18 protein-coding genes are annotated in these 26611 nt (G+C 42.4%); 4 read left to right on the top strand and 14 right to left on the bottom strand.

Annotated features, from left to right (window positions below):
• Positions 1-153 precede the first annotated feature (153 nt).
• Positions 154-13719 (top strand): retention module-containing protein, encoded by a 13566-nt coding sequence (locus DZ860_RS11580; RefSeq protein WP_120031415.1) that lies wholly within the window; start codon positions 154-156, stop codon positions 13717-13719.
• Positions 13720-13808: 89 nt separating this feature from the next.
• On the opposite strand, the gene DZ860_RS11575 is transcribed toward DZ860_RS11580, so the two are convergent.
• The 3 genes from DZ860_RS11575 to DZ860_RS11565 all read right to left on the bottom strand — a co-directional run bounded on the left by DZ860_RS11575 (position 13809) and on the right by DZ860_RS11565 (position 16478).
• Positions 13809-14420, bottom strand: coding sequence for a TetR/AcrR family transcriptional regulator (locus DZ860_RS11575; protein ID WP_120031413.1), 612 nt, complete (start codon positions 14418-14420; stop codon positions 13809-13811).
• 276 nt (positions 14421-14696) lie between these two features.
• A complete protein-coding gene (locus tag DZ860_RS11570; protein WP_120031411.1) occupies positions 14697-15803 on the bottom strand; it encodes a mechanosensitive ion channel family protein in 1107 nt (368 codons plus the stop codon).
• Between the two features lie 186 nt (positions 15804-15989).
• Positions 15990-16478 carry a DUF2850 domain-containing protein gene (locus tag DZ860_RS11565; protein ID WP_243641849.1) on the bottom strand — a complete coding sequence of 163 codons (489 nt, stop codon included), beginning with the start codon at positions 16476-16478 and terminating at the stop codon, positions 15990-15992.
• A gap of 348 nt (positions 16479-16826) precedes the next feature.
• Here DZ860_RS11565 and ppnP point away from each other — a divergent pair, with 348 nt between their 5' ends.
• A complete protein-coding gene (gene ppnP, locus DZ860_RS11560; protein ID WP_120031409.1) occupies positions 16827-17108 on the top strand; it encodes a pyrimidine/purine nucleoside phosphorylase in 282 nt (93 codons plus the stop codon).
• Between the two features lie 176 nt (positions 17109-17284).
• Complete coding sequence (locus tag DZ860_RS11555) at positions 17285-17560, top strand: hypothetical protein (RefSeq protein WP_120031407.1); 276 nt, start codon at positions 17285-17287, stop codon at positions 17558-17560.
• 1 nt (position 17561) lies between these two features.
• On the opposite strand, the gene DZ860_RS11550 is transcribed toward DZ860_RS11555, so the two are convergent.
• From DZ860_RS11550 to DZ860_RS11520, 7 genes are all read right to left on the bottom strand, one after another.
• Positions 17562-18707 (bottom strand): GGDEF domain-containing protein, encoded by a 1146-nt coding sequence (locus tag DZ860_RS11550; RefSeq protein WP_120031405.1) that lies wholly within the window; start codon positions 18705-18707, stop codon positions 17562-17564.
• Positions 18708-19071: 364 nt separating this feature from the next.
• The gene (locus DZ860_RS11545) at positions 19072-19470 is read right to left on the bottom strand and encodes a hypothetical protein (protein WP_120031403.1); all 399 of its coding nucleotides are present in this window, start codon (positions 19468-19470) and stop codon (positions 19072-19074) included.
• Entirely contained in the window at positions 19470-19691 is a 222-nt protein-coding gene (gene yidD / locus DZ860_RS11540) for a membrane protein insertion efficiency factor YidD (protein WP_120031401.1), read from the bottom strand. Before yidD ends, DZ860_RS11545 begins: the two co-directional genes overlap by 1 nt.
• 2 nt (positions 19692-19693) lie before the next feature.
• A complete protein-coding gene (locus tag DZ860_RS11535) occupies positions 19694-19909 on the bottom strand; it encodes a DUF4177 domain-containing protein (protein ID WP_120031399.1) in 216 nt (71 codons plus the stop codon).
• Between the two features lie 91 nt (positions 19910-20000).
• A complete protein-coding gene (locus tag DZ860_RS11530; protein ID WP_120031397.1) occupies positions 20001-21089 on the bottom strand; it encodes a DUF3541 domain-containing protein in 1089 nt (362 codons plus the stop codon).
• 149 nt (positions 21090-21238) lie between these two features.
• The gene (locus DZ860_RS11525) at positions 21239-21814 is read right to left on the bottom strand and encodes an alpha-ketoglutarate-dependent dioxygenase AlkB family protein (RefSeq protein ID WP_120031564.1); all 576 of its coding nucleotides are present in this window, start codon (positions 21812-21814) and stop codon (positions 21239-21241) included.
• Between the two features lie 523 nt (positions 21815-22337).
• On the bottom strand, positions 22338-23855 hold the full coding sequence (locus DZ860_RS11520) for a DUF3612 domain-containing protein (protein WP_120031395.1): 1518 nt from the start codon (positions 23853-23855) through the stop codon (positions 22338-22340).
• 188 nt (positions 23856-24043) lie between these two features.
• Between DZ860_RS11520 and DZ860_RS11515 the strand changes: the two genes are divergently transcribed.
• Positions 24044-24613, top strand: a complete 570-nt coding sequence (locus DZ860_RS11515; protein WP_120031393.1) for an aldolase/citrate lyase/malate synthase family protein — start codon at positions 24044-24046, stop codon at positions 24611-24613.
• A 165-nt stretch (positions 24614-24778) separates the two neighbouring features.
• On the opposite strand, the gene DZ860_RS11510 is transcribed toward DZ860_RS11515, so the two are convergent.
• The 4 genes from DZ860_RS11510 to DZ860_RS11495 form a co-directional block, all read right to left on the bottom strand.
• Positions 24779-25033: a Rho-binding antiterminator gene (locus DZ860_RS11510; protein ID WP_120031391.1), complete on the bottom strand. Its 255-nt coding sequence runs from the start codon at positions 25031-25033 to the stop codon at positions 24779-24781.
• Between the two features lie 38 nt (positions 25034-25071).
• A complete protein-coding gene (locus DZ860_RS11505) occupies positions 25072-25383 on the bottom strand; it encodes a cupin domain-containing protein (RefSeq protein ID WP_207890630.1) in 312 nt (103 codons plus the stop codon).
• 174 nt (positions 25384-25557) lie between these two features.
• Positions 25558-25962 carry a VOC family protein gene (locus tag DZ860_RS11500; protein WP_120031387.1) on the bottom strand — a complete coding sequence of 135 codons (405 nt, stop codon included), beginning with the start codon at positions 25960-25962 and terminating at the stop codon, positions 25558-25560.
• A gap of 8 nt (positions 25963-25970) precedes the next feature.
• On the bottom strand, positions 25971-26573 hold the full coding sequence (locus DZ860_RS11495; protein WP_120031385.1) for a LysE/ArgO family amino acid transporter: 603 nt from the start codon (positions 26571-26573) through the stop codon (positions 25971-25973).
• Positions 26574-26611 lie beyond the last annotated feature (38 nt).

The raw sequence follows: 26611 nt of genomic DNA, 5'->3' as shown, positions 1-26611 counted from the left end.
TACTTAGATTACTAATTCTTTTGTCACTTTAAAATGTAAATTCTTTGTTGTAAGTTAGGGAATCTGGTACTTTTTCACTCTAATAACAATAATTTGTATCAAAAAGTAAAAATTGGCTTGTGTTGTGGTATTTGATAGTAAAGGTGGGAATAGATGGAAGTTGAAGTTGTACGTTATTCCACGAAAGTTGAGGACGTTTTCGGTGATGTCATTGCCGTTAATCCTGCAGGCGTAGCGCGTAAGCTTGCTGCGGGAGATACGTTGCAGAAAGGGGACATACTGCTTTCCAGTAATGAATCGTATGTTGTCATATTGCAGCATGGGAAAGTGACTGAAGTCGTGGAAAATTGTGTCGCCTGTGTATCGGGCGATGACACCATCGTGGTGACTGAGCTTTCAGGGCAGGTTTCCGTTGACCCGAGTGCGATTGAAAATGCAGCGTTTGATGCAGCAGACATTGACGCTATTCAGCAAGCGATTTTAGATGGTGTCGACCCTACGGCAACTCTAGAAGCGGCCGCAGCGGGTGGAAACTTAGGTTCCGCAAATGCTGGTTTTGTTACTATTGAATACAATGATACTCAAACATTGGCGAGTACTTTTTTTGAGACTAAAGGCCTGCAAAATAACGATGAACAATCCATTATTAATCAACAACGCTATACCCGATTTGCCGATGGTGGTGAGTCACTTAGCGAAATCGTAACCGAAGGTTCGCTTTCACAAAATACCTATCCTCAAACTGTATCAAACTCCACACTTATCTTAGCGGGAGATCTTCCTCTTGATGCTGACTCTTTTGTTCCTACAGAGTCGGGTATTACTGCATTACTTGCTGAATTAAATACAGACATTACTTCTAGTGGTCAAACGGTGACGTTTAGTTACGATAGCGCTGAAAATACCATTATTGGTGTACTTGCCGATGGTAGCGAAGTTATCCGAATCGATATTGATACCGTATTAGTCGGTAAAGACGTCGAAATGACAGTCACCAGTACCGTGTTTGAACCGGTTGATCATCTTGCTGCTATCAATGGCGGATTAGTTTCATTAAATAACGATCAAGTTGTAATTAATATTGAGCTGACTGGATTTGATTTAGGTGGTAATGAAATTCAGTTACCCATTAATGTTGATGTCATCGTGCAAGATGGTGTTAATCCAGAAGCTCAGCCAGTCACCATTACTAATGTCGAGTCGGATACAGCAACGATCGACGGAACATTTGTCACAATAGGCAGTGATGCTCTTCAATCGGTCGGCTTTGATCAGGCTGCATTGGCGCAATTCGATAATCTATTAAGTAACAACAACCCGATTACGGTCACTTTATCTAATGATGGCACAGAGCTATTGGTTTCCATTGAGGGAACTGGCGAAGAAGTAATGCGGATCACCCTAGATACAGAAGGGAACTATCAATTTGAGCAGAAATTGCCTCTAGAGCAATCTTCTGGTGATGATACGGTTACGCTGGCTTTACCGATTACGATTACTGATTTTGACCAAGATACCATCACCAATGTGATTAATATCCGAGTCGGTGACGGAGACATTCCTGTTATTACCGATGTGACTGGGTTGTCGCTCGATGAGTCCGGCGTTCAAGATGGTAGCGATCAAGGCATCGCATTAACATCAGGTGCTGGTTCGGTGACCACCCAAGTTGGTAGTGATGCAATCAATCACTATGAATTAGAACCTAATGAATTTAACACCGATGGGGCTATACAGTCGCAAGGACAGATTGTTCAACTTGAATTAGTCAGCACCACCAATGGCTCTCGTTTTTATGAGGGTGTGATTGAACTCAACGGTAGTCGCGTAACTATTTTTGACATTACATTGGATACACCGAATCAGGGTGAATACCAGTTCAACTTATATGAGCAACTCGATAACTTCGGTGCCCAAGCTGAAAGTGCATCCATCAAACTACCTATTTATGCGGTAGATACCGATGGAGATCGCTCAGCGGTTGCTGGTGGAACCGGAGAAGCGGAAGCTGCGTATATTGTTATCGATGTCAAAGATGATGTGCCCGTTATTGATACTGCAACGGGGTTATCACTTGAAGAAAATGATTTAGCCCCAATCGGTTCGGATCAAAGTGGTGTAACACAGATCAGTGGTAGCTTTGCGACGACGCAAGGGGCTGATGGTGTGGTGAGTTACCGACTAGATACCAGCACTAATCCATTAGGCTCTCTGACCTCTCAAGGGGACTCGGTGAGCTTAATAGAAACCAAGTTAGCAGACGGTAGTTACAGCTATCAGGCTTCAACTGATTCAGAGGCTATTTTTAACCTATTAGTTCGACCGGATGGCAGCTATACCTTTACCCTACAAGGTCCAATCGATCACGCGCTAAACAGTGATAGTCGCTCTTTTGATTTCACAATTATTGCGACCGATTTCGATGGAGATACCTCTTCAAAAGTTCTGCCATTAAGCATTGTTGACGATGTACCCACCTTGACGGGCTCATCAGGAACTCTAGTGGTTGATGAAGATGATATTGTCGAGATTGGGGATACTCAAGGCTCTGATGGTAGTCAACCAGCGGTCATTTCAGGCTTGTTTGAAGTAGCCGAAGGGGCTGATGGGATAGTCAAATATGAAGTGGTGAATGAAAGTTCAGTGCTGAATGGGATCACATCCAATGGCCAAGCGGTAACATGGACATCAGATAGCCCTGTGATCAATGGTGAGCAACTGGTTTATACCGCCGTCTCTGCTAACGGGCTAAATGTATTTACGTTAACGCTTGATGCGAATGACAATAGCTACCGCTTTGAGCTGATCCGCCCGATTGACCATCTAGATGGACAAGATGAAAACCAAGCGGTGATTGATTTTGAAATAAAAGCGACAGATCAAGATCAAGATCAAACCTCCTCTATTCGCCTGCCCATTACCATTGTCGATGATGTTGCAACCCTGACTGGGATCAGTGGTGTAACAAGGGTTGATGAAGATGATATTGCCCAGATAGGTAACACCGTAGGCTCTGATGGAACCCAGGCATCATTTGCTAGCGGTAATTTCGTCGTGACAGAGGGTGCAGATGGCGTCATCAAGTTAGCGTTATCTAATCAAGATTCTGTACTTGATGGGCTAAGTTCAGGTAAAGAAGCCTTGATTTGGACAACCAATAGTCCTGTCGAAACGGGTGAGCAATTGGTTTATACCGCTGTTACCACATCGGGTAATGAAACGGTCTTTACCTTGACGTTGGATGCCAGTGATAACAGTTATCGCTTTGACCTTATTCGTCCGTTAGATCATGGTCAAGCGGATGGCGAAAATGAGATTACCATTCCATTTAGTGTCGAAGCGACAGATAAAGATCAGGATGTTTCCAATTCCATAGAAGTGTCAATCACGGTGGTTGATGACGTACCGACACTTTCCGGGTTTACTGGCCAGAATCAAGTTGATGAAGATGATATCGCTCAGGTTAATAGTGCTCAGGGTAATAATAGCACTGAGGGTTCTGATGGTACTCAATCAGCAACGATCGGCGGCAATTTTACTGTCGTAGAAGGGGCTGATGGAATTGTGGAATACCAGCTTGAGAATCAAGCGGAAGTTCTAGATGGGCTCACCTCTGCTGGCGCTGATGTGGTTTGGTCAACAGACAGCCCCGTCATCAATGGTGAACAATTGGTGTATACCGCTATTAATGCGACCACTCAAGAAACCGTATTTACTTTCACCTTAGATGCCACAGACAACAGTTATCAATTTGATTTGATTCGTCCTGTCGATCACCCAACAGCCGATGGGCAAAACACGATTGTTCTTGATATGAGTATTGTTGCCACTGATGCGGATGGTGACAAATCTTCAGCCATTACTTTACCGATCACTATTGTAGATGATGTACCTGTTTTATCTGGTTTTAGCGGCGCAACGCAAGTTGATGAAGATGATATTGCTCAAATTGGTAACACGGTTGGCTCGGACGGTACCCAAGATCCTTTCGCTGAGGGTAACTTTACGGTTACAGAAGGTGCTGACGGTATTGTGAAATTTGATTTGGTTGATCCGAATAGTGCCTTGGTGGGATTAACATCAGCCAATGAAACGTTGGAGTGGAGCAGTAATAGTCCGGTCATAACGGGTGAGCAGCTAGTCTATACCGCGGTGACAAGTAATGGTCAAGACAGTGTCTTTACCATTACCCTAGATGCGAGCAACAACAGTTACCGCTTTGATTTAATTCGTCCATTAGATCACGAACAAGGTAATGACCAAAACAGCATTACGATTGATTTTAAAGTACAAGCCAGTGATGCTGATGGTGACCTTACCTCCGTGATTACCTTACCTATTACGGTAGTCGATGATATCTCGGTATTGGCTGGCTTTAGTGGCAATACCGTGGTTGATGAAGATGATCTTGTCCAAGATGGTTCAGATGGCAATCAAGACCCGTTTGTTACTGGCAACTTTAATGTCACTGAAGGCGCAGATGGTATTGTTCGCTTTGAGCTTGCAAACCAAGACTCGGTGCTCGATGGTTTAGTTTCCAATCAGCAATCTGTAATTTGGACCGCAGAGAGTCCTGTGATTACTGGGGAGCAGTATGTTTACACAGCGGTGACTGAAAACAGCGCTGATGTTGTCTTTACCCTAACATTTGATGCCAGTGATAACAGCTATCGCTTTGAATTAGTCAGCCCTGTTACCCATGACGATGCACAAAGTGAGAATAATCAAGTCCTCAATTTTGAAGTGAAAGCGGTAGATGGTGATGGGGATGAGACACCAACGATTGATCTACCAATCTCTATTGTTGACGATGTTCCACTAATTTCCGGTTTAACCGGACAGCAAAGCGTCAACGAAGATGACATTGTTTTAATTGATGGTGTTGTCGGTTCAGATGGGACGCAATCACCTTTTGCCAACGGTAACTTTACCGTGACAGAGGGCGCAGACCGTATCGTTAGTTTTGAACTAGGTAATCAGGCAACCGCATTGACGGGGTTAACCTCTGGTGGTCAGCAACTGGTTTGGACCAACGAAAGCCCAGTGAGCAATGGCGAGCAACGAGTTTATACCGCTATTACCCAGCCGGGAGGCCTAACGGTATTTACGCTAACACTTGATGCAACGGACAACAGCTACCGATTCGATTTAATTCGCCCTATCGATCATGCCGATGTTCAAGGTGACAATACTAAACTCATTAATTTCACTGTAACCGCAACAGATTCGGATAATGATGTCAGTGCTCCGATTGATTTACCGATCACTGTGATTGATGACATTCCGCAGATCAATACCGTAGATCCTTTGTCTTTCAATGAAGATGATCTGACTTTAGGTTCTTCTCCTCAAGCGGGAGAATTAAGTAAAGATGGCAACTTTGGCACCATTCAAGGTGCTGATGGTGTAGTGAGTTATCGCTTAGAAGGCGGTACCGATCCTATTGATGGTTTAACATCACAAGGCCAAGCAATCACATTGGTTGAAACGCAAGGGCCAAATACCGGTGAATACACTTACACTGCGTCGACCTCTCTTGGTGAAGTCTTTGTTTTAATCGTTCGTCCTGATGGCAGTTACACATTTGAATTGAAAGGCCCGATTGATCACGAATCCAATAGTGATAGTGAGCAGCTCATTTTCTCCATTGTTGCCACCGATGCAGACGGTGATATCAGTAAGATTAATCTACCTGTGACCATCTCAGATGATAAACCCGTGCTTAGCGGTTATCAGGGGAATACTCAGGTCGACGAAGATGACATCGTTACGATTGGCGATACACAGGGCTCTGATGGTACACAAGTTCCTTTTGTCTCTGGCACCTTTACCGTCGTAGAGGGCGCGGATGGCATCGTTAAGTTTGAGCTAACTAATCAAGATACAGCATTAGATAATCTTACATCTGCGGGTCAAGATGTGGTTTGGACAACCGATAGTCCAGTCGTTAACGGTGAACAATTGGTGTATACCGCAGTGACGAGTAATGGCCAAGAAACCGTATTTACACTGACGTTAAATGCGTCAGACAATAGTTATCGTTTTGACTTAGTTCGTCCTATTGATCATGCGCCAGCGGATGGCGAAAACAGTAAAACGCTGAACTTTGATATCAAAGGAACCGATGTCGATTTGGATGAAACCTCGTCAGTTCGCCTACCGTTCACCATTGTTGATGATATCCCTAAATTGACTGGTTTCACTGGAAGTACCACGGTTGACGAAGATGATATCCGAGCCAATCAAGATGTCTTCCCATCCGTAAACGGCAGTTTTGATGTGGTTGAGGGGGCGGATGGTATTGTTAAGTTCGAACTGGACAATACCTTAACCGTGATTGATGGACTAACTTCAGGTGGACAAAACGTTGAATGGGCCGATCCTATCGTCAACGGTGAACAAATCATTTACACCGCTGTCATCAATCCAGGGCCAAATCAGGTTTCTGTTTTTACTTTAACGCTTGATGCAACCAGCAACACTTATCGTTTTGAGTTACAAAAAGCGATCGATCACCTGCCAATTCAAGGTGAAAACACCGACACATTAACGTTTAGCATCAAGGCGGTTGATGCCGATTCTGATCAAACTACCACGATTAATTTGCCGATTAATATCGTCGATGATATCCCGTTATTGCGCGATCGTAGTTTTACTGTGACTGAAGATGGAGACCGAGTTCAAACGGGGATGTTCCGTCGTCAAGGTGCTGATGGTGCAAGTATTGTTGAACTTGAGGGTAGCGATACAGCGAATGGGCAGATTGTATTTGAATTGCCTGATGGAAGTTTTTCCGATACTTATGCCATGAGCGGTAACACGCCTAACTTTACGGTTTATGAAGCAGTAACTACCGCCGGAGTAACTGCTTACATTGAACTTGGTACCATGCAGGTGCAAAGTAGTGGCCGGGTTCGATTCACCCCAGTCGATGATCTTAAACAAGAGTCAGATGGCTTTACTTTTGTGGTGAACTTTACTGGTAAAGATAAAGATGACGATACCTCAACCGAACAGCTAACCATTACAATCCATGATAGAAATGCGGACATTAAGGTGTCTACCGTCACGTCATTTGAAGATGCCGGGCGTGATCCGAGTGTTCCGTTTGCTGATCCTATTGATAGAAATAATGCTCAAGATAACCAATCGTCACTGCCAGTAACGCCGACGCAAGTAAACTTACAGATTGATCTTTATGATTTAGATAACGATGAAATGGTCGGTGATATCACCATCAAGGCGGGCGATCATCAAGGCACATTCTATTATTTAAATAATGCCGGTGAGTACGTCGCTCTGGCTACGGACAGCAATGGCAATTTTGTTTTATCAGCAGCTCAGGTTAAGCAAATCATCGCCAAATATGCAAGTGAAGCGGGGGGGCCAGAAGATAGTGGTATCTCGACGATTAATAACTTGTTCTTTGTGCCTGATAGAAATACCGCGACATCCGATGCGGGAATTACTGCTGATATCGAGGTGCAAATTCTCAATGGGGGGAGCGCGGATCATACCGTGGATGGAACACTCAGCATTGAAATCGAGAGTGTCGCAGATATTGCCACATGGAATGATGATGCAAGTACTTACCAGTACACCATTGTTGAAGATGCAGATAATGCAACCTTAACCTTGGATGCTGTTACGCAAGATGGTTCAACACCAGAAGTGATCACCTATGAACTTGCCATTGAGTCTGGCGAGGGACAGTTTGTGCTGCGTGATGCCGATGGAAATGAGATTGCAGAAACGTCTCCAGGTATCTACATCATTTCTGCTGATCAGATTAATACCATTCAAGTTGATCCGATTGAGCATTTCTCTGGCCATATTAAATTTATCGCCACCGCGATTACGACTGAACAAGACAACGCTCTCGTAGGTAAAGAGGTTGCTCGTTCTGAGCCAAAAGAGATCATTATTGATGTTGAACCTCAAGGCGATTTGGGTCGTTTCAGCGTCAATCGAATTACGATCTTTGAAGACAACGCACTGAATCAAGATACGGTGAACCCAGATCTTGAGCATGATCCGTTTACTCTGAATGAAGTGATCAGCATGTCACCGTCTCCAGATTTAGATGGCTCAGAGTCCCTATATGTTGAGCTATCTAACTTTACCGCAACTGGGGTTGAAGTGCGTTGGGTTGGACCTGGAGATAGCCAAATTGAGGTGATTACCGAAGGGGGTAACACCATTTATCGAGTGCCAGAAGAGGCACTGGAATTTGTTGAAATTCAGCCACCACTGCACAGCAATGACAATTTTAGCTTCAGCGTCGAAGGCTTCGTTGAAGATAAAGCGATTGTGGGAGGCGAAACCGTTATAGAAGGCGGTAGTGAAATTTCTGATGTGGTCTCGTTAGGCGAAAAAACAGTTAATGTGACAGTGAAAGGTGTTGCTGACATCCCTTATATCCCAGATGTTCCGGATGTGCCGGATACTGGTGCAGCACTGGATACTTGGTATCAGTATGATGATGGAACTGGGCGTGTTGGTGCACAAATTACCATTAATGAGAGTACTGAAGCGAATATTTCATTTGTAGTATTTTCTGGAGAATTATCAGATGGCGTAGCCGATAACTCGGAAACGGTTTCTGTTTTGTTGTCGAACATCCCAGATGGGGTTGAATTATTTGATGCCAACGGCGGCACTATCGACTTAGTGTATGTCGGGGAAGCAAGTGATGGCTCTGGTCCAATATACCAAGCCAATATTGCCCAATCTGAATACCCCGCGGGTATCACCATTAAGCCACCAGCATACTCAACTGAAGATCTGGAAATTGGGGCAACGGTCGTCGTAACAGAAAATGATGGCCACGTGCGTCAAGTTGAGGGCGTGCTAAAAGTTAATGTTGTCCCTGTTATTGACGCAGGTCTTGATGATAAAGCTTATCAGCGCACGGTCACGGGCAGCGAAGACCCAGTCAATGCACAAGGGGATGATGTTTATATTACGCTCCCTTGGACCTTGCCAAATGCGGAGTCGCCAGATAGCACCCCAAGTATCAATGGGCGCGATTTCGAATACGTAACTAATGTTGAGCTGACAGGGTTCCCGACAGGTTCGACAGTGCGAGTTAATGGTCAAATTCTTGCTGATCCAAGTGAAGTCGACATTGATGGTTTAACCGTTAAATTTGATGGCGGGAAACTGGAAATTGATGGCCTGACGGCTAATACGCCAACGCCAGTGGTGGACTTTAGACCGCCAGAAGACTCGAGTACCGATTTTACAATTAAATCAGAATTAACCATCGAAGAAGTTGATGACAATGATCCATCTTTGATTGTTACAGCGAAAGTAGCAGGTGAGATTAACGTTGAAATTATTCCAACAGTAGAACCTGATGGCACCTTGAGTGTGATTGGAGACAATGGTCAACCGGTTACTCTAGTCACTGATGGCGATATAAATAAAGACCCAGATGGCTTTATTAACTTCTCTATTAATAGTGCAACTGGTGGCAAAAGCGATGCGAACGTCATTATATTTGATGATCTTGATCCAAGCTCTGTCGAACAGGTGAAAGAAATTGTTATTCGTTTCATCATTCCAGATGGAGAAGATGCGCAGACCGTGCTCGATCAACTGTTTGTTAGTGGGGCTGTCAACAATGGTGATGGTTCTTGGACAATTTTGGACGAGCAGAACTTTAGTATTTCGGCGCCTAACGGACTTCAATACGACAATCAAACAGGTCCGAATAGCCAGATTCAGATTGAAATTGTCGCGGAAGTGGAAGATTTGGGCGATGAGAATGAGGGCAGTCCACTGACTAAAGTCACAACCGACTTGACTCTACAATTCCCATCGTCAATTTCTGGCAACGACAGTGTGGCGGCTAAGTTAGAAGAAATTACCACACCAGAAGCCATCGTGATCGGAACGGAAGATAATGCCGTTGACGTGAGCAGCCAGATCAGCAAATTGATAGCTGTATCTGCGCTACCAGATACAGGGACAGGCAGCAGTGCTGATGGGGTTTCTGATCAACTGACGATTGTGATTGACCCAACTAAAATCCCTGCCGAAGCCAATGGACTTGTCATCAATGGCGCGGAATATGACTTTGCGAATAATCTGTATATTTTCAAAGGCACCATTGATAGTGATGGCAATATTGTCATCCCAGATGGCTTAGAGTTTATATTGCCGAAAGATTACGCCGGTGACTTTATTCTACCGATTACATTTGTCACTACTGACTCCGCGTCAGGGGACGAAAATGTATTGGAAATGCAAGTGCCAATAGCCGTTTCACCTTTAGTGGATGTGCCAACTAGCGATGGCGGTGTCGCGCAACCTGAAGATAACAATGTCACACCAGAGATTAATGTCAGTGTTGATTCTGTTGCTGTCGGTTCTGGTGCAGTTGAAGATGATAAGGCACTAGAAGACAACCTAATTAAGATTAATTTGGATGTCGCATTTGCTGACTCTCGCAATACGCCAACTCAAGGTCAGGAAACCATTACGGCAGTCGTGATTAAGTTAGCCGATTCGACACTTGGAGAGTTTGTCGATATTAACGGTAATCCGATTACTCCAGATTCGAGCGAATTTACCATTGCATCGAGTGACCCTGCTGTTATCGCTGCTGCATTAGACCAAATTTTCTTTATGCCTAAAGAGAATTATCCAACGGGTAATGATATCAATAAGGTTGAATTAGAAGTTTCGACTACCATCGTTGATAAAACGGACTTTGACACCACAGGAACAACACAGATAACCAATGAGGGCGTAGAGAAGACCGTAACTCAAACAGTATCGTTTGAGATTACACCTGTATTGGACTCTATCCAAATTGGCGATCAAATAGTGCCACCAAACGATGCAAATATTCCGATGGTTGGTATGGTTGTCGGCCAAGAAGATACCGATATTGCCTTGCAAGAAAATGGAACTGGTCTGAAAATTTCGCTGATTGATAACGATGGTTCTGAGCAGTTCTTATCTGCAAAACTCACCGGTGTTCCAGATAATTTCTTAATCAACAGTACTTCTGATGATTACGTTATTAAAAACAGTGGCGGCGGTGAGTGGGTGATTCAACTGGTTAATCCGAACGTGACATCCATAGATCTTTCGAATGTGACGATTCGTCCACCAGAACATTTTAGTGGCAAAGTCGATATTGGTGTAACGGTATTCACTCAAGAAAAACTACTGGGTCAGCCTGACGAGTTTAAAGGTAGCTTTACCGTAGAAGTTAAACCGGTCGGTGATATCGTCGACGTTGATCCGACGGATGCGGTGACGGGTAAAGAGGGTGAGAACATCGATATTAAAATCGATGCCAATATTGTCGATAAAGTCGATCTGTTGCCTGCCGACAATACTCAAGACCAGCCGGAAACCTTGTTGATCACGGTTGAAAACGTGCCTGATGGCGCAAGCATCTTCTTCCCTGATGGAACAACAGCGGGTACTAACTTAGGTGGTGGTGTCTGGCAATTACGTGTCGATGGTCAAGAGTTGGACAAAATTGTCTTTAATTCTGGTGAGCAGAATAAAGATACTTGGAGCCAAGATAGCCTTAAGATCACTGTTCAATCGGTAGACAAAGATAGCGACGGTAATGAATACCTCGGGCCAACGGTAAACCAAATTTTCGACGTTGCTGTAGATGTTGAAGCGATTAATGATCGTCCGGAATTTAATAACATTGCAAATCTAGAGACTTCAGAAGATACCGTGGTGGCGATTAAAGGTTTTACCATCAGTGATATTGATTCTAGTCTCGATAACCCGGCGGCATCGTACACGCTGACCTTGTCAGTTGACAGCGGTTCAATGACGTTTATTGATAGTGTTGCAACCGCGTTCAACCTGACTGTTAGTCTTGACCCATCGACCCAGCAAATTGTGATTCAAGGAACGGTAACCAATATCAATCAAGCACTTGAGCAAAACTTGGTGCAGTATACGCCACCATTGAATAGCAATAATCTGATTGATACCGATGGTGTGAAAGTCTCTGCGACTGTCAATGATAATGGTAATAATGGTGCGGTTGATCCAGCTAATCCAAATACAGACAACACCAATAGTGCTGAGTTTGTCATTAATGTCACTGAAGTGAATGATGCCCCAGTTGCCGCCGATCTCGATTTTGGTTCAATAGAGGAAGATACCTCTGTCATCATAAGCGCATCGCAATTGATCAATGCTAGCAGTGATATTGAAGGTCATGATTTAACGGTTATGAGTGTTACCGTTCCTGCTGAACAAGGAACGATTGTTCCTAATGGTGCTGGCTCGTGGATATTCCAGCCTAAATTGGACTTCAATGGTGAAGTGACAATTAGTTATGTGATTGAAGATAACGGAACGACCAATGGTACTAATGACTTTAAGCAAGATACTGGCACCATTAGCTTAGATGTCGTTGGGAAAAATGATGCACCTGATTTGGATATTGATGGATTAGTGTCAACTATTGATGAAGCAGCAAACCAATTAATCAGTGGTATCCAAGTTAGCGATGTTGATTACGTTGACCAATACGCGAATGATCCGATGTCGATGACTTTGAGTGTTGATTACGGGATTCTAAGCGTACAGTTGCCAGCGGGATCAACGGTGAGTGTGACGCAAAATACAGATTCAAGCATCACCCTTATTGGCACTATTGGTGAACTGAATGCTTTATTAGATTCACCATCAGCAGGTTCAGGCGTCTTTGTTGATGCGAGCTTTGCCCCTGATAGTGATATTGAACTCACCATTTTAGCGACAGACTCAGGTAATCCATCTGGTATTGTATTACCGACGGAAAAAACCGCCAATATTACGGTTACACCTGTTGCGAATGCTCCGACGCTGAGCATCGACCCTCAATTTAATTACATTCGCAACGTCACAGCGAGCCAAAGTGCTAGTAATAGTGGGATTGCGCTAGTGGGGATCATGGCAGCATTAACGGATGTGAATGAACTATTAACCTTAGATTTGACCAACTTGCCTGCGGGTACTGTTGTTGAAACAGCAAATGGAGTCATCACACCGGACAATGGTGTCTGGACGATTCCAGCGGCTGAGATTGATTCCTTAGTGGTGAAAAATTTACCTGAGGGAAGCAATAACATTACTTTGACCGCTGTCTCTGAGGAAGATGACAACAGCACCGCTTCATCAGCATCCATTTCACTTAATGTGGCTGTCACCAATGATAGTAATGATATTGACTTATCGAGTTCGACTGAGGATGTTGAGTTGCTGGGTGGCGACACTGGTATCGAACTGACAGCGGGTAGTGGCAATGATTTATTGGTTGGTGGTGATTCAGATGATGTTCTTAATGGTGGTGCAGGTAATGACACTTTAGAGGGCGGGTTAGGTTCAGATATCTTAACTGGCGGTACGGGAGAGGATACGTTCGTGTGGCGTGAAATCTCTCAAGGTGCGACCGATACGATCACTGACTTTAGCTTCTCTGATGGCGATAAATTAGATTTGCGAGATTTGCTTCCTGAGTTGAATTCGAGCACCGTCAATATGGATGACTTACTAAGCCATATCACTGCAGCAGTCAGTGGTGATGATGTGACACTGACTATCAGTCCTGCTGGAACGGGGACTGGTATGGAACAAAATATCTTGTTGGAAAATATTGGTCAGCAAGTCACATTGGATAACTTGGATTCATCACAAATAGTTACGACTTTGTTTGATGAGCACGCTTTTGTTCACAACGGTAACTAGTCGTTAGTATGAACAGTGTTGCTAGAAACTAAAAAGAGTCCGTGTAAAAGCGGGCTCTTTTTATTCATTTCCACTCGTATGAGGAGGTCTTAATTCGCTATCGCGTACGTTGCTACAAATGATTTTGCGGCAGCTCTGATGGCAGTATCGACCTCTTTACAACTCGCTGGTGGTAAGTGCGCGAGCAACTGAGGCCAGAATATAATAGCCTTAATCCCACCAATATACTGTTCGACAGCGAGGGAAATATTTTCAATATTCAATCGCTTAGCTTCAATACCTTGTTTTACCCAGCGGTGTAAGCCGTAAGAGTCATCAATTGCAGAGAATCGTTCCATAAGTAATTTGGATGTTTGTTCACTTCGAAGGCACTCCGTCATTACCAAACGCGCAGTTATCTGAAAGTCATCTTTAGTGATGTAACACATACGCTGAAGAGTGAGAGTTGTGAGTTGTTGTTCCATATCGACAGAGGGGTCAAACTGTTGATCGCACTGATCATGGAAACGACACATCAGATTCCCCACGATGACATCGAATAACGCCTCTTTATTTGGGTAATACTTGTACAATGTTCGTTTGGACACACCAGCGTGTTTTGAAATGCCCTCCATACTTGCTTGATCAAAGCCTTTTTGTGAAAAAACTTCGATGGCAGACCGAATGATATCTTCTTGCTTTATATCGCTTCTCTTAATCATAGCATGATCTCAATACTAAAAAAGTAAACGTCAGTGTTTACTTCTTAATGATGAACACCTAAAGTATACACTAACGTTTACTTTTCTGGGTAATCTATCAGTCATGAAAAGTTTTTCTTTGAGCGTGGATCGTTGAAGCCGCAGTTTGAACTGCCTTTTCTTGCGGTTGATTCAACGCTCCTTTCTATTGTAAGCCTTAAATATCATTGGGTTGCAGTAAAAACGCCCTCGAAAGAGGGCGCTTTTATTGGTGCGGTGTGTCGGTAGTCTACCTAATTACTGTGCTAAAGAGATTGCTGTTTGAGCCGTCTCCTCGGGATTTGGCGCATCGAAAACTAAGGTGCGAGTTGGGAATGCGATATCAGCATCATGTGAGTGAATAATCGCCATGATTTTCAAAAGCACATCTTGCTTTACCTCATGATAACGAATCCAGTTAACGGTTTTGGTAAAGGTATAGACGAGTAAGTCTAACGATGACGGACCAAAAGCATTAAAGTTGACGATCAATGTCTGATTGCTATCGATATCAACGTGGTTTTCCAGCATGGATTTAATTTCTTCAACAATGATGGCGACTTTCGCTGCATCATTATAACGAATGCCAATATTTTCTTTAATGCGGCGGTTTAACATTCGTGATGGGTTCTCCACCACGATATTGCTAAACACAGAGTTTGGAACGTATAAAGGACGTTTATCAAACGTTCTAATAATGGTCATACGCCAACCGATACGTTCAACCGTTCCCTCAATTTGGCGGTCTGGAGAGCGGATCCAATCGCCAACTTTAAATGGGCGGTCGAAGTAGATCATCATGCCGCCAAAGAAGTTAGACAGTAAATCTTTTGCGGCCAAACCGACAACAAGACCACCGACACCACCAAAGGTCAGTAAGCCTGAAAGACTCAGCCCAAACGCTTGCATTACAGATAATGCGGCAATAACAAAGAAGAATAAGCGAGCGACTTTTGCAATAGCTTGAACCGTGGTTTCATCACGGGTTTTTTGTGATAACACATACTCTTCAACATTATTAATCATCCGCAAAACGATCCAGATAAAGATCGCGATAATCAATAGGAGCTTTAATGTGCTTAGCCAGTCTAGCTTGGAAGTAATGTGATTTTGCAGTACGAAACCTAAGGAAATCGTTGCAGGCCAGCACCAGATCAAAGTACTAATTGGTGTTTTTACGGCTTGAAGCGTCAAGTCATCCCAATGAAATCGTGTTTTACTGACCAACACTTCAAGACGGTGATAAACAATTTTCCAGATTATCCAAGCAAAAAAGCTCGCGATAGTGATGAAGAGGACATTGGTATCCCAGGTTTTTAAGGCCATTAATAGCTCTGGAGGGAGGTAATTCGTTAATTCAAGCATGATGACGTCTTATGTATTGATTTTTCAGCCGTGATTATAAAAGCTTGCCACGAATGAAACTAGCGCTAGAAATAGGAATAAGTGGAAAGTTAACTAAAGAAGTTGAATAACAGTCACTTTGGAGAGCACGTGCATCCAGGGGAATACCTAATAAGAACAGATAGAGAGAATACTAATCGTTAAGATCTATTTATTGCTGAAATGATCAGAAAGAGCAGAGCGACGTTGTTGAGAGAAACCGACAGTCTCCGTCTTAATTGTATGTTCGAATCCTTTCTTAATTAGGCGCTGACTAGGAGTAAGGGGTTGTATCCGTTTAAGTTGTGGTGACGATATCGTCCCACTAATCTGATAAATAGTCGTTCCTCGTCCTGTTTCGATCAAAACGCGTTTACCATCGAATTTAAACTGCGTGGCGACTAAACGTCCATTTTTAAGCACACCCTGTCCATTGAGGGTAAGGGTGTCAGTTTTGTATGGTGGCGAGCCAATTTCAATCCAATCGCCATAAATGTTCCTTGGATGGACGTAATCTTGATAGCTGAAATAGAGTAAGCTGGCAAACCCGCTCGCAAGAGAAATGAATATCAGAATAGACAAGGAATGTAACCAAGTCCAGCGTCTGATATTGAGCTGTAGTAATACTTTCCTTGTTGTACGCTTAGGTTTTTTCAAACGTCCAACTCCATTGTGGTCGTAGCTATTTTACTGGTAGGCATACTCGAGCGCTCAAGGGGATCGGGTTTACAACTATGTCAATAATCTTGATTTAAAAAAATCAACCTTAAGCATAGCTTCTTAAAGTTTAAACAATTTCGCAACATACTTACATAAAAGTTTGAACCAACATCAAAAGTAACAGTGAAATGAAACAGAATAAGATCGGTTAACTATTTGAAATAGAAAAAATGGCGGGGAATAGTCAATGCAGACTTGTTGAGATATGTGAATTGCGATACAACAAACGCCTGAATTGCGAATTAACCGAATGGTTGATACGAGCGTGTATATCAAGGAAAGAAAATGATTAAAGAAAATGTGTATTTTGAAGGTAACGTTAAGTCGTTGGGTTTCGCGCAAAACGGTGCTGATTTGAGTGTGGGTGTTATGGCTGCGGGTGAGTATACATTCGGTACAGCTGCAGCAGAAAAAATGACAGTTGTGAAAGGCGCATTAACCATCAAACGAGTAGGTGATTCTGATTGGACGACTTACCAAGCCGGTGAAGCATTTGATGTAGTAGAAAACTCTTCATTTGATCTTAAAGTGACAGAAGCGACCGCTTATTTGTGTGAATACCTATAATTCTTCAGGAATCGTAGAATCACCGACCAGAAAGCCATACAGAACTGTGTGGCTTTTTTGTGATTGACGTTTGAGTCTTTCGAGAAAAACGATAGTTCGATCAGGAATAACCAAAAATCCCTTGGCAGCGTTTGACTATACTTAAGAGATTAGGGATAGAGTTATCAGGAGGTTTTATGGCAATATCACGGCCAAGTTCAGACGACCGTTCTCGTTATAATCCTAAACAAGACTTTACAGCAGATCAGTTACATCGGTTTGGTGAAGTTGCGAATGAGGCAAATAAACGTCGAGAAGACCAGGTGAAACAGACATTGATACATAAAGCAAAAAAGACGGCAATGAAATCTGTTTTGACCTCGAGTAAACACAACGATAAGTCAGTTCGTAATGCAATTTGGCTTATAGTACTGTTAGCGGTATTGTTGTGGATGATGTATATGTTTAATTAGCTTAATAAATCGATGTAATATTGTTTTCAGCGGTATCGTTTTTTGGAGATAGCTTTAAGTTACCTTCATGATAATAGCGGTATTGATTCTTCCCTCCATGTTTAGCCGCATACATCGCTTTGTCTGCACATCGAGTGAGTTCTGGCAATGTTTCGGCATCTTCAGGATACAATGCTACACCTACACTTATCGTTAAGTTATTAATGTGCTTGGTACTTTTGTAGCTATCTTCAAATAAATTACTGATTCGTTCTAAGATTCGGTCTAAATCTTTTTTACTACGAACATCGTAAAGCAAGACGACAAACTCATCTCCTGCGAATCGTGCGATAGAATAATCATGTGTGTTAGTTTTGCGGTCTTTGTTACGAATATTATTTTTAAGCCGCTGCGAAAAGTGCTGTAAAACACGGTCACCAACATCGTGCCCGTAGGTGTCATTTATTGTTTTGAAATTATCAATATCAAGGAAGATAAGAGCAGTGGTAGAAGAAAGGTGGTGTACTTCTTTTAATTTGCCCTGTGCCCAGTTTTCGAAACTCCAGCGGTTGGCTAGTCCTGTTAATTGATCAAGATAGGCTAGATCTTCAATACCTTCTCGATAGAGAGACTGAACATAACATAGCATTTTTGAATAGTAGTAAGATGCGGTATTACAGATTGCGCAGATAACAAACAAACTTAAAAAGAAACGGTCTTGAAATCGGTCCGTACCAAAGATGGTGTCGGTAAAGATCGCGGCGCTCAGAGCTAATACACAAAATACACAGCTAAATAATAAGCCGATACGAAATTCATTAATGAATATTACTGCAACAACAATAGGAAAAACCCACATTAAGCGGTCAGAGACATGCTCACTGTAGAGCATCAACATTAACCCTTGAAACATGAGTACCCCGGTTAAGACGAGATCGGCATAACTCAGAGATTGGTTATCTCTTAAATGCCATAAGTTGAAAATTAAGACTGCTGCACAGAAAAGATTGAGTGAACCAAATATATACTCATGATTAGAAAAATGAACCAAACTATAACCAGCAAGCACGAACAGTGATAATAATGAACATAACAACACTATTTTACACTTACGAGTAGCGCGGATATCCGCCATTTCCTCGAGGTGTCGGCCTACAAAGTTGCCCATTTAGCGTTTCCCTATTTTGTTTGACGTTGTGCAGTAAAGCTTAGAAGAAATACCGTACTAAAAAATAAACATTGGGAAAAATGACGTGAGCAAAGTCTATTATTTATATGAAACTTGTTTTGTAGTGTATTTCATTCGTGCATGAACAAATGAGGCTAGGATAATTATGTTACATCGATCACGTTTTATGGTTATTGAGTCTATATAAAGCTCAGTATAAATAAGCGCGTTGAGAATAATGGAGAGGATATTGGGTTATTTTAGCTTCGCATCGAAAAATTAATAAACAGTTATTACTCTAAATAAATAGCTATTTTGCTACAAATGACATCGAAAGACATCTCTTGGAAAGAGATTAAACCAGTTATTTAATAATGGCTCCTGTAATCTCTTGAAAAATGTCATTAGATATTTTTTGGTTGTATTGCCTTACAATTTTTTGTGAGAAAAAAAGATGAGGGAGTTCATAGAGCACTAACACAACCAGTATGAATAAAGCTTCAATATGACCGATATAAAGGGCGGTAATTGCAATGAGGAACAATTTAATTTCGATGAAGAACAGCATTTTCTTTTCAAGGTAGAGATGATGAAAACCACCTAAACAAAACCAATTGAGCGAGGCATAAGTATCAGGATCTTTGAGCTGTTTCATCTGGGCTTGGTAATAGCGTCTCTTTTGCTCTGACGAAAGTTGGTTTACCTTATTTCTCAGACTATTTTCTCTACATTCAAGTTCTTCAAGTGGTTCAAATAGGCTCATCAAGGCACCTCATCGTGAATTTTTTCAATCAAATTAGGTTGATTACAGCGCTTAATTCTTGATAATCCCATGCGCCACCCTTTTATTGCTCCATATTTGATAATGCATTGCTTGGTGTATTCAGAACAAGTCGGTTCATAGTTGCATTCGATATTGAGTAGTTTTTTTGATCCACCATTACGTTGGTATAGGTGGATCAATTTAAGTGACAGAGTTTTCAAATTTAGCGCCCAAGCGTGATAATAATCGCTTCGCGTTTCCAAAATAACATAAAGCGTTTCTGCTCTACGATTTGGAATACTACTTGCCAACCATCTTGCACATATTGGTTTAATTCTGCTTCCATTTTTTGTACAGGAAGACCACTGGCTCCAAATAGGATGGTTCCGCAACCACCCTCAACAATATGGACGACTTTATATTCATTAAATTTAGACATAGGTTTCAATGCTTTATTTTAAAAACACGATGTTAACGAATCATCCATGTATCATCAATCTCGTGTTTGATAATCGAAGTAAAAAGTATTTTTACTTAATAATAAGGCCATAGGGAATGCTTTTGAATATTGCAGGGTCACCCGTTACCGTTGGTGCTTGGTGAACACCTTGCCAATCTAGCAGCATAATTGCTAACACATTTCGATGTTCACCATGAGTGAGATCAAAATCGCCTCGCACTGATGGAATCATGCCTTGAGTTTGATCGATGGAAGCTTGGATCGCTTTTCGTGTTTGTTGAACCACGGGGTCATTGTCTAACCCAGCGAGTAAAAATGACAGGCCGACCTCGGCGATTACATCTTCTTTTGCTCGGGTAAGAATTGTATCAATGTTGGCTCGAAAGTAATCGTAGATCCACTGATGTTCTTGCTCATTGACTAAGGTTTGATAGTACTGTGAGTCGGCAAAAATAATATGGGTCATGCCGTAAATTTTATTACCGAATTGCTGCTTAGTGAGCTGAGCATCTTGCTTATCGGGGTAAGCTTGCTGAAAGTGAGTAATAAACGTATCAACAAGGTCGCGTTCGCCTAACTGTCGCAACCAGAATACTTGATTAGCTAACTGAGCGGCCCACGCTTTGATCATCTCTTCGTCTGTGACATAAGTTTCAAAATCGTAGCGTCGAATGATTTCACGTAACTTTCGATCTTCACGGTGTTTAAGTCCATATTCATTCGCACGAGCCATTGAACCTAATAAACCCACACCAAGATAAAGATACTCAGGCATTTTTTGCGTCACTTGATAGCGTCTTAGACTGCGCTCATCGGTATCACCGATATAGCTTTTTAGGCGTTTTTGAGCATATTCATGAATTTGCTCTGGCGTATGAACTTCGGCACTAAAACGGTTTAACTTGCTGGTGACTCGTGCCATATCACTCCAGATTGCTGACGCATATTTTTTGTCGAGCGTTTGACGATACATCCTTAAACCATAATGGCCTTCTTTAAAGGCCGGTAGTGTATAGAGTTGTGATTCGTATGTTTGACGCAGTACGTCAGCAGACTGTTGGAAAGTCGGTGTAGGGGAGTGTTGAGTTGAAGAAGTATCAGCAAAAGCAGAATGAGTGAGAGCTAAACTCAAACATAGAGCAGCAATAAAAGCGCGCATAATCTATCCCAATATTATGTGTGGTAAGGGCAAGCTAACAAACATTGATCCTTTCAATGTATGTACTTTGTCATATTGACGTCAAAGGCTCTCTATTTGTGATTTAAACGATATCTTAAACACTTTTGTTGTGTAGTAAATTATTGTTTTTAATAAATATATCTAAAGGTGAGATTGATGCGTGAAGAGATGGCTCGGCGAGTTTTGGGTAAACAATGTTTCCAATGATGCTGCATCTTACCACCCATGATAAGCAAACTACCGTGGGAGAGTTGAAAGTGATGTTTTTCGTTAGTAGTAAGATGCTTTATCGAAAATTTACGTTCAGCTCCGAGACTGATTGATGCAATAACGGGTTGCTCTCCAAGTTCCGGCTCATTGTCTTGATGCCACCCCATTGAATCTTCTCCATCACGGTATAAATTAATCAAAACAGAGTTGAATTTTTGATTAACGGCAAGTTCACACTGCTGTTTTAAAGGGAGCAGAAAATCAGGCAAAGGGATTGGCGTCAGTTTTAATCCGGAATATTGATAGTCACGTTCTCCATACCATGCTTGTAATCTCGGCTGTGGGACTTGTTTGCCAAATATCTTAATCGACTCCTGCTTCCAAGGAGTAGAATCCAAGAGTTGGTGATATAGGTTGTTGGCATCTCTGCTGGGGATAAATTGATGAGATGACCAGATAGTTGCCTGAGGTAAATCCAATCTATTCAGTAACATTTTTGAGCCGACCTCAAGATGTAATTGCAGACTTTCTTTCAAAAATAGGCCTCTTGGTTGAGGTTAATTTTAGAAGTCCTCGGTTGTAAATGAGAGTTTGTTTGGTTCAATCATAGCTGAAACGTGATTGATCGTGCGTATATTACGACGATTTCTTCGAGAATATAGCCACTAAAATGCACGACATTGTATTACGCACAAAGAACTTTAATTTGCATTTTGCAAATTAAGTGTTCGCAATTTGTCTGCATTTGCATTTTGCAAATGTATTATGCATGGAGTTTTCATGAAACTGATGGTTTCTTGCTCGTTTTTGGGCAATATTTCGAAAATCAAAACTTGGCACGCAAAGTGCATTATAAGTTATGACCCTTAATTAAGCCGAGGGTCACCTAGCCAACTGACGTTGTTAGTGAACCCAAATTTGTTCACAATCATATATGGCCAATCAGCATTATTTTGATTGGCCTTTTTCTTGTCTGTCGTTTCACTTTTACACTACTTTCTTCATCATTACTCACTATTACTCACCACAAGCATTATAACAACTTGGTTGTCTTGGGCAGACTGCTCCTCGAGAACAAATGACTCTAGCATCCGATTGCAGCCCTCGTTCAATCCAATTGATATTGAGAATTTTTGCAATGGTTGTGAACTCTTTTTGCATTGAGCGAGGGATCTGGGCACTTCCGCCGTTGCCAACACACAGTGTTTTGAGTTCTTCTGCAATATCACGAGCATTCCCGCCTTGAGCATCAATAGCTGGATTTAAATCAATACCAGCACACAGCACTCGATTATTGCCTGCGGGATCGGTCATATTGACGGATTCGCAGCAATAGATGCGTGGTTCATCACCGACGTGAAGAATGGATATTTGAGCGGAACTTCCTGTCTTAGGTTCAGAAAGACGTCTGAATACCGCCCAGTGCTGGCATGGGTCATTCACTTTTCGCATATTGCCCCAAGGCAGTGGAATACCATTACCCCGATAAACAGCTTTGAGTTTGTTTTGTCCATAAGCATCAAAGTAGTGCCAATGTGGGTAAGGAGAAACGACCGTCATGCGGCGCATGGCGACAGAGGGAGAGACCCCCGCTTTCTGGTGAACATCAATCTCGTAACCATTGCGATCCAATAATTGGCGAAAAGGGACTTTGGGGCATAACAAGGCTCCGGCGAAAAAACTGGACTCAAAGTCTCGCCATGCTTGGAGAATATCTTGTGAATTAAGCACGGAAGTTGCTGGGGCTTGTCCGGCACTTTCCCAACTATTAGCGTGACCGATGGACAAGACGCTTTTCAATCCATCTTTACTGTGTAGCGCACAATGGCCGATATAAACCGCGAGATCATATTTTAAACGAGTAGGATAATCTCGCAGTACCTCATTAAGATAAATACTACCAGGAGGTTCAAAAAATGAAGTGACGACTTGTTTTGCACTGACGCCTAATTCATCGACAACATCTTGTGGTGCTTGATTCACCCAACGTATTGTTAGCCCCATGCTTCTGGCGATATCCATTAAATCTTGAGTTGATAGATTTAGACGTTTCAAGCCAATTTCTTCAGCGGCGCGTTCAAGATCAGGGAAGTGATTCTGGTGTTTTTCCTGATGAGCCCGAATCAATAAATGAGCAAATTGACGTCCAGTAATCCCTGTCTGTGAGAGCATTTCCGGGATCGCTATCTGCAAGATTTCATTGGAAAAAAGAAAGCTCGGCTCAAGGGCCATACCGCTAATCCCACCGCGATTGCCTTTGTCGGGTGTGATATTGGCATCTGCTGGCTCATCATCTAAAAACCAAGCAGGATCTTTTTGAAAAACTTCAGCGATAACCTCTAGCATGTCGATGCTCGGGACTCTTTTCCCGCGTTCAATCATTGATAGGTATGAAACAGATGGAGCATATTCCGGATTAACCCGAATGCATCGGGCTGAGAGATCTTCCATCGTTAAATGGTTACGTTTCCGTAAGTTACGTATTTTTGTGCCCAAAAAATGGGATTGTCGAATCAGACTTTTTGACAGAGACATTTTGTAAAATTCACACTGTAAAATTTTTGTTGTGAAATTGTAGCTAATAATTCGCTAGTCTAGATAGTAAGCAAGGTCACAAAATTGAAACGAAATCGAAAGCAACTTCGAAGTGCTTAGATGTAACACCAAAGTGATTTTGCACTGGGACATAAAATTAGATGTGAGTTATCCGCGAGGGAAAGACTATGAATATGCTAACATTCGACAAGAACGATATCCAAAATCAACCACAGCCATTTATCGCTCAAGCAGTCTTTGCCGTGGAGACAATTGACGCAAGCCAAGCGTCGGAAAAGCAAGCGCAAGCTAAACAACTACTGGACCGTCTATTTCCATTAGAGTCAGGCTCTCATGAAGAGGTTACGGCATACGTTATCGATTATCGCCACGTGATGGCATACTTCAAAGGCGGTCGCCACAGTGGCCTAAAGCACCCTAAACATTTTGTTGCGTTTACTGGAGAGAAAGCAGACCCGCATTCAATCTTGCTACGTGATGGGAATGGCAGCCATGTAGAAGTGCTGTTCGGTCAGCATAAAGGAACAGGCAGTGTTGAGCTTATTGATATCGATGATATTCAATTGGAAACTTGCACCACTTTCCCACATCAAGATACCGATATGGCTGCGATTCGCCATTGGATTAGCCTAGTGAAAGGTGATGAGCGAGGTAAACCACGTGCTTGCAGCGAAGATAAAGAGTACACGGCAAAAAATGGTGATGATTACCGCTTAGATTACAGCTACAAACTGTAACTCAATCAGAATAAATATAATTTGAACAAAGCGGCGCCGACTGAAGCGCCGTTTTGTTTTTGAATGGCATAATCTGACCTTTTGTAGCAGATGTTTTTCAGTAGACGTTTGGTCAAAGCTTAACTATTCATATTTAACTATCCACATTTAACCATTCATATAGGGTTAGCTCGATTGAACAAATTCGATAATGTCAAAGTGAGGATTTTGAAACTGTGCTTTCATTGATCGCAGCTGGCTTGTCGCAATCAACTGCTCGCCCATTGAAGTCACTAGCACGATACACTCTTGATGTTGGGCGTTGTAACGGGTATCAACTGCTTGCCCACTGAGTTGCTGACCATTCAGTAACGTGAGTGTCACTGGCAATTTAAATAGGCAAGCAATTTCTATGTAGTCATATAGTTGGCATGAAATCATGATTTCCTCCCCTCTTATTCTTTTAAAATCGCGATTATTTATTGATAGAACACCGCTAACCAGATGGTTTCTGTTTCCGCTTGAGTACTTCTTACTCGATGTTTTTGATGTGCGGCAATATTCAAATGGTCACCAACATTGAGATCAACGATTTTCCCATCATCAAATTCAATTTGTGCAAACCCTTTCAATACCGTGACCCATTCGTGTTCTTGTTGATCGTACCAAAATCCATCAGGCGAAGATTGCCCATGAGAAACAATCCGTTCAATACGCAAATTCTTATGGACGAGGAGATCGTCAAATTGCTCTTCATTGAAGTTAGCAGGTAGATCATTAAATAAGTTCAGCATGGTGCTTTATCCTCAAGCCGATTTGATTATGCAGCAGTGATAGTATTAATAGCGTTAGCAAATTAGATGTGGAATGACTCATACGGTTGAAAATATTGTTAAGTGAAATACTGCTGAGTAAAACACTGTTGAGTGAAATATTGTTCTGTGAAATATTGTCGAGCACACAACTTAACGGACCGGTTTCAGCTCAACGATATTCCCCTCAGGGTCGTGAATATAAATCGAACGACCATAGCCTTGGGCTCCATAACGCTCTGCAAAGGGCTGAACCTTTATATGGTGGCTTTGAAGATACTGAAGCAATTCTTTCTCATCAAACGATGCGATTTGAAGGCAAAAATGGTCGACGTTGCGTCCATTTTGCTGGGGAGGGTTTCCTCCGTCACGACCAAGATCCCCATCCAGCGTGACGATATCAATAAGAGCATTGCCGGCTCGAAGTTGAATTAGGCCAATCGGTAAGGGGAGCGAGCGCTCTATCGGACAATGGAGGACATCACGATAAAACACTAACATCGCTTCTAATTTGTTGGTACGCAGCACTAAATGGTCTAAGCCGATAACGTCAATCATCCTTGCTCCTATATGAGTAAACTCACCGCGAGAAATAGCATTACCAAACCGATGATCGCTTCGAGTACTTTCCATGAGCGAGCATGACGAAAAACTGGGATTAATAGCTTTGCGCCGTAGCCTAGGCTAAAGAAGAACACAAACGAAGCCGTGATTGCTCCTAAGGCAAAGTCTAGCTTATGGGGTTCATATTGTGTGGATATGGAACCGAGTAGAACGACAGTATCAAGATAAACATGTGGGTTGAGCCAAGTAAATGCTAAACAGGTTAACGCAGTTGCGATGGCACTTTGATGACTATCTCCGATTGGATTTAATGCATGGCTCGTTTGATACGCAGAATGAAGACTGCGTAAGCCATACCAAGTTAGAAATAGTGCTCCAGCATAACGAGCAATCGACTCGACCTCTGGAAATTTTGCGACAATGGCACCAAATCCGGCGACACCAGCAGAAATTAAAATGGCATCAGATAAAGCGCAAATGAAACAGACCAGAAAAACATGATGCTGTTTGATGCCTTGCTTTAAAACAAACGCATTTTGCGCGCCAATCGCCAAAATAAGCGACAGACTTAAAGAGAAACCAGAAATATAGGTAGAAAGGAGCATAATTTCTTAGTGTGTTAATTGCTTGCGATCGCTCGTTA

This window comes from Vibrio sinensis, assembly GCF_003605645.1.
Taxonomy (GTDB): Bacteria; Pseudomonadota; Gammaproteobacteria; order Enterobacterales; family Vibrionaceae; genus Vibrio; species Vibrio sinensis.
This window is presented reverse-complemented; position numbering and strand designations above follow the sequence as displayed.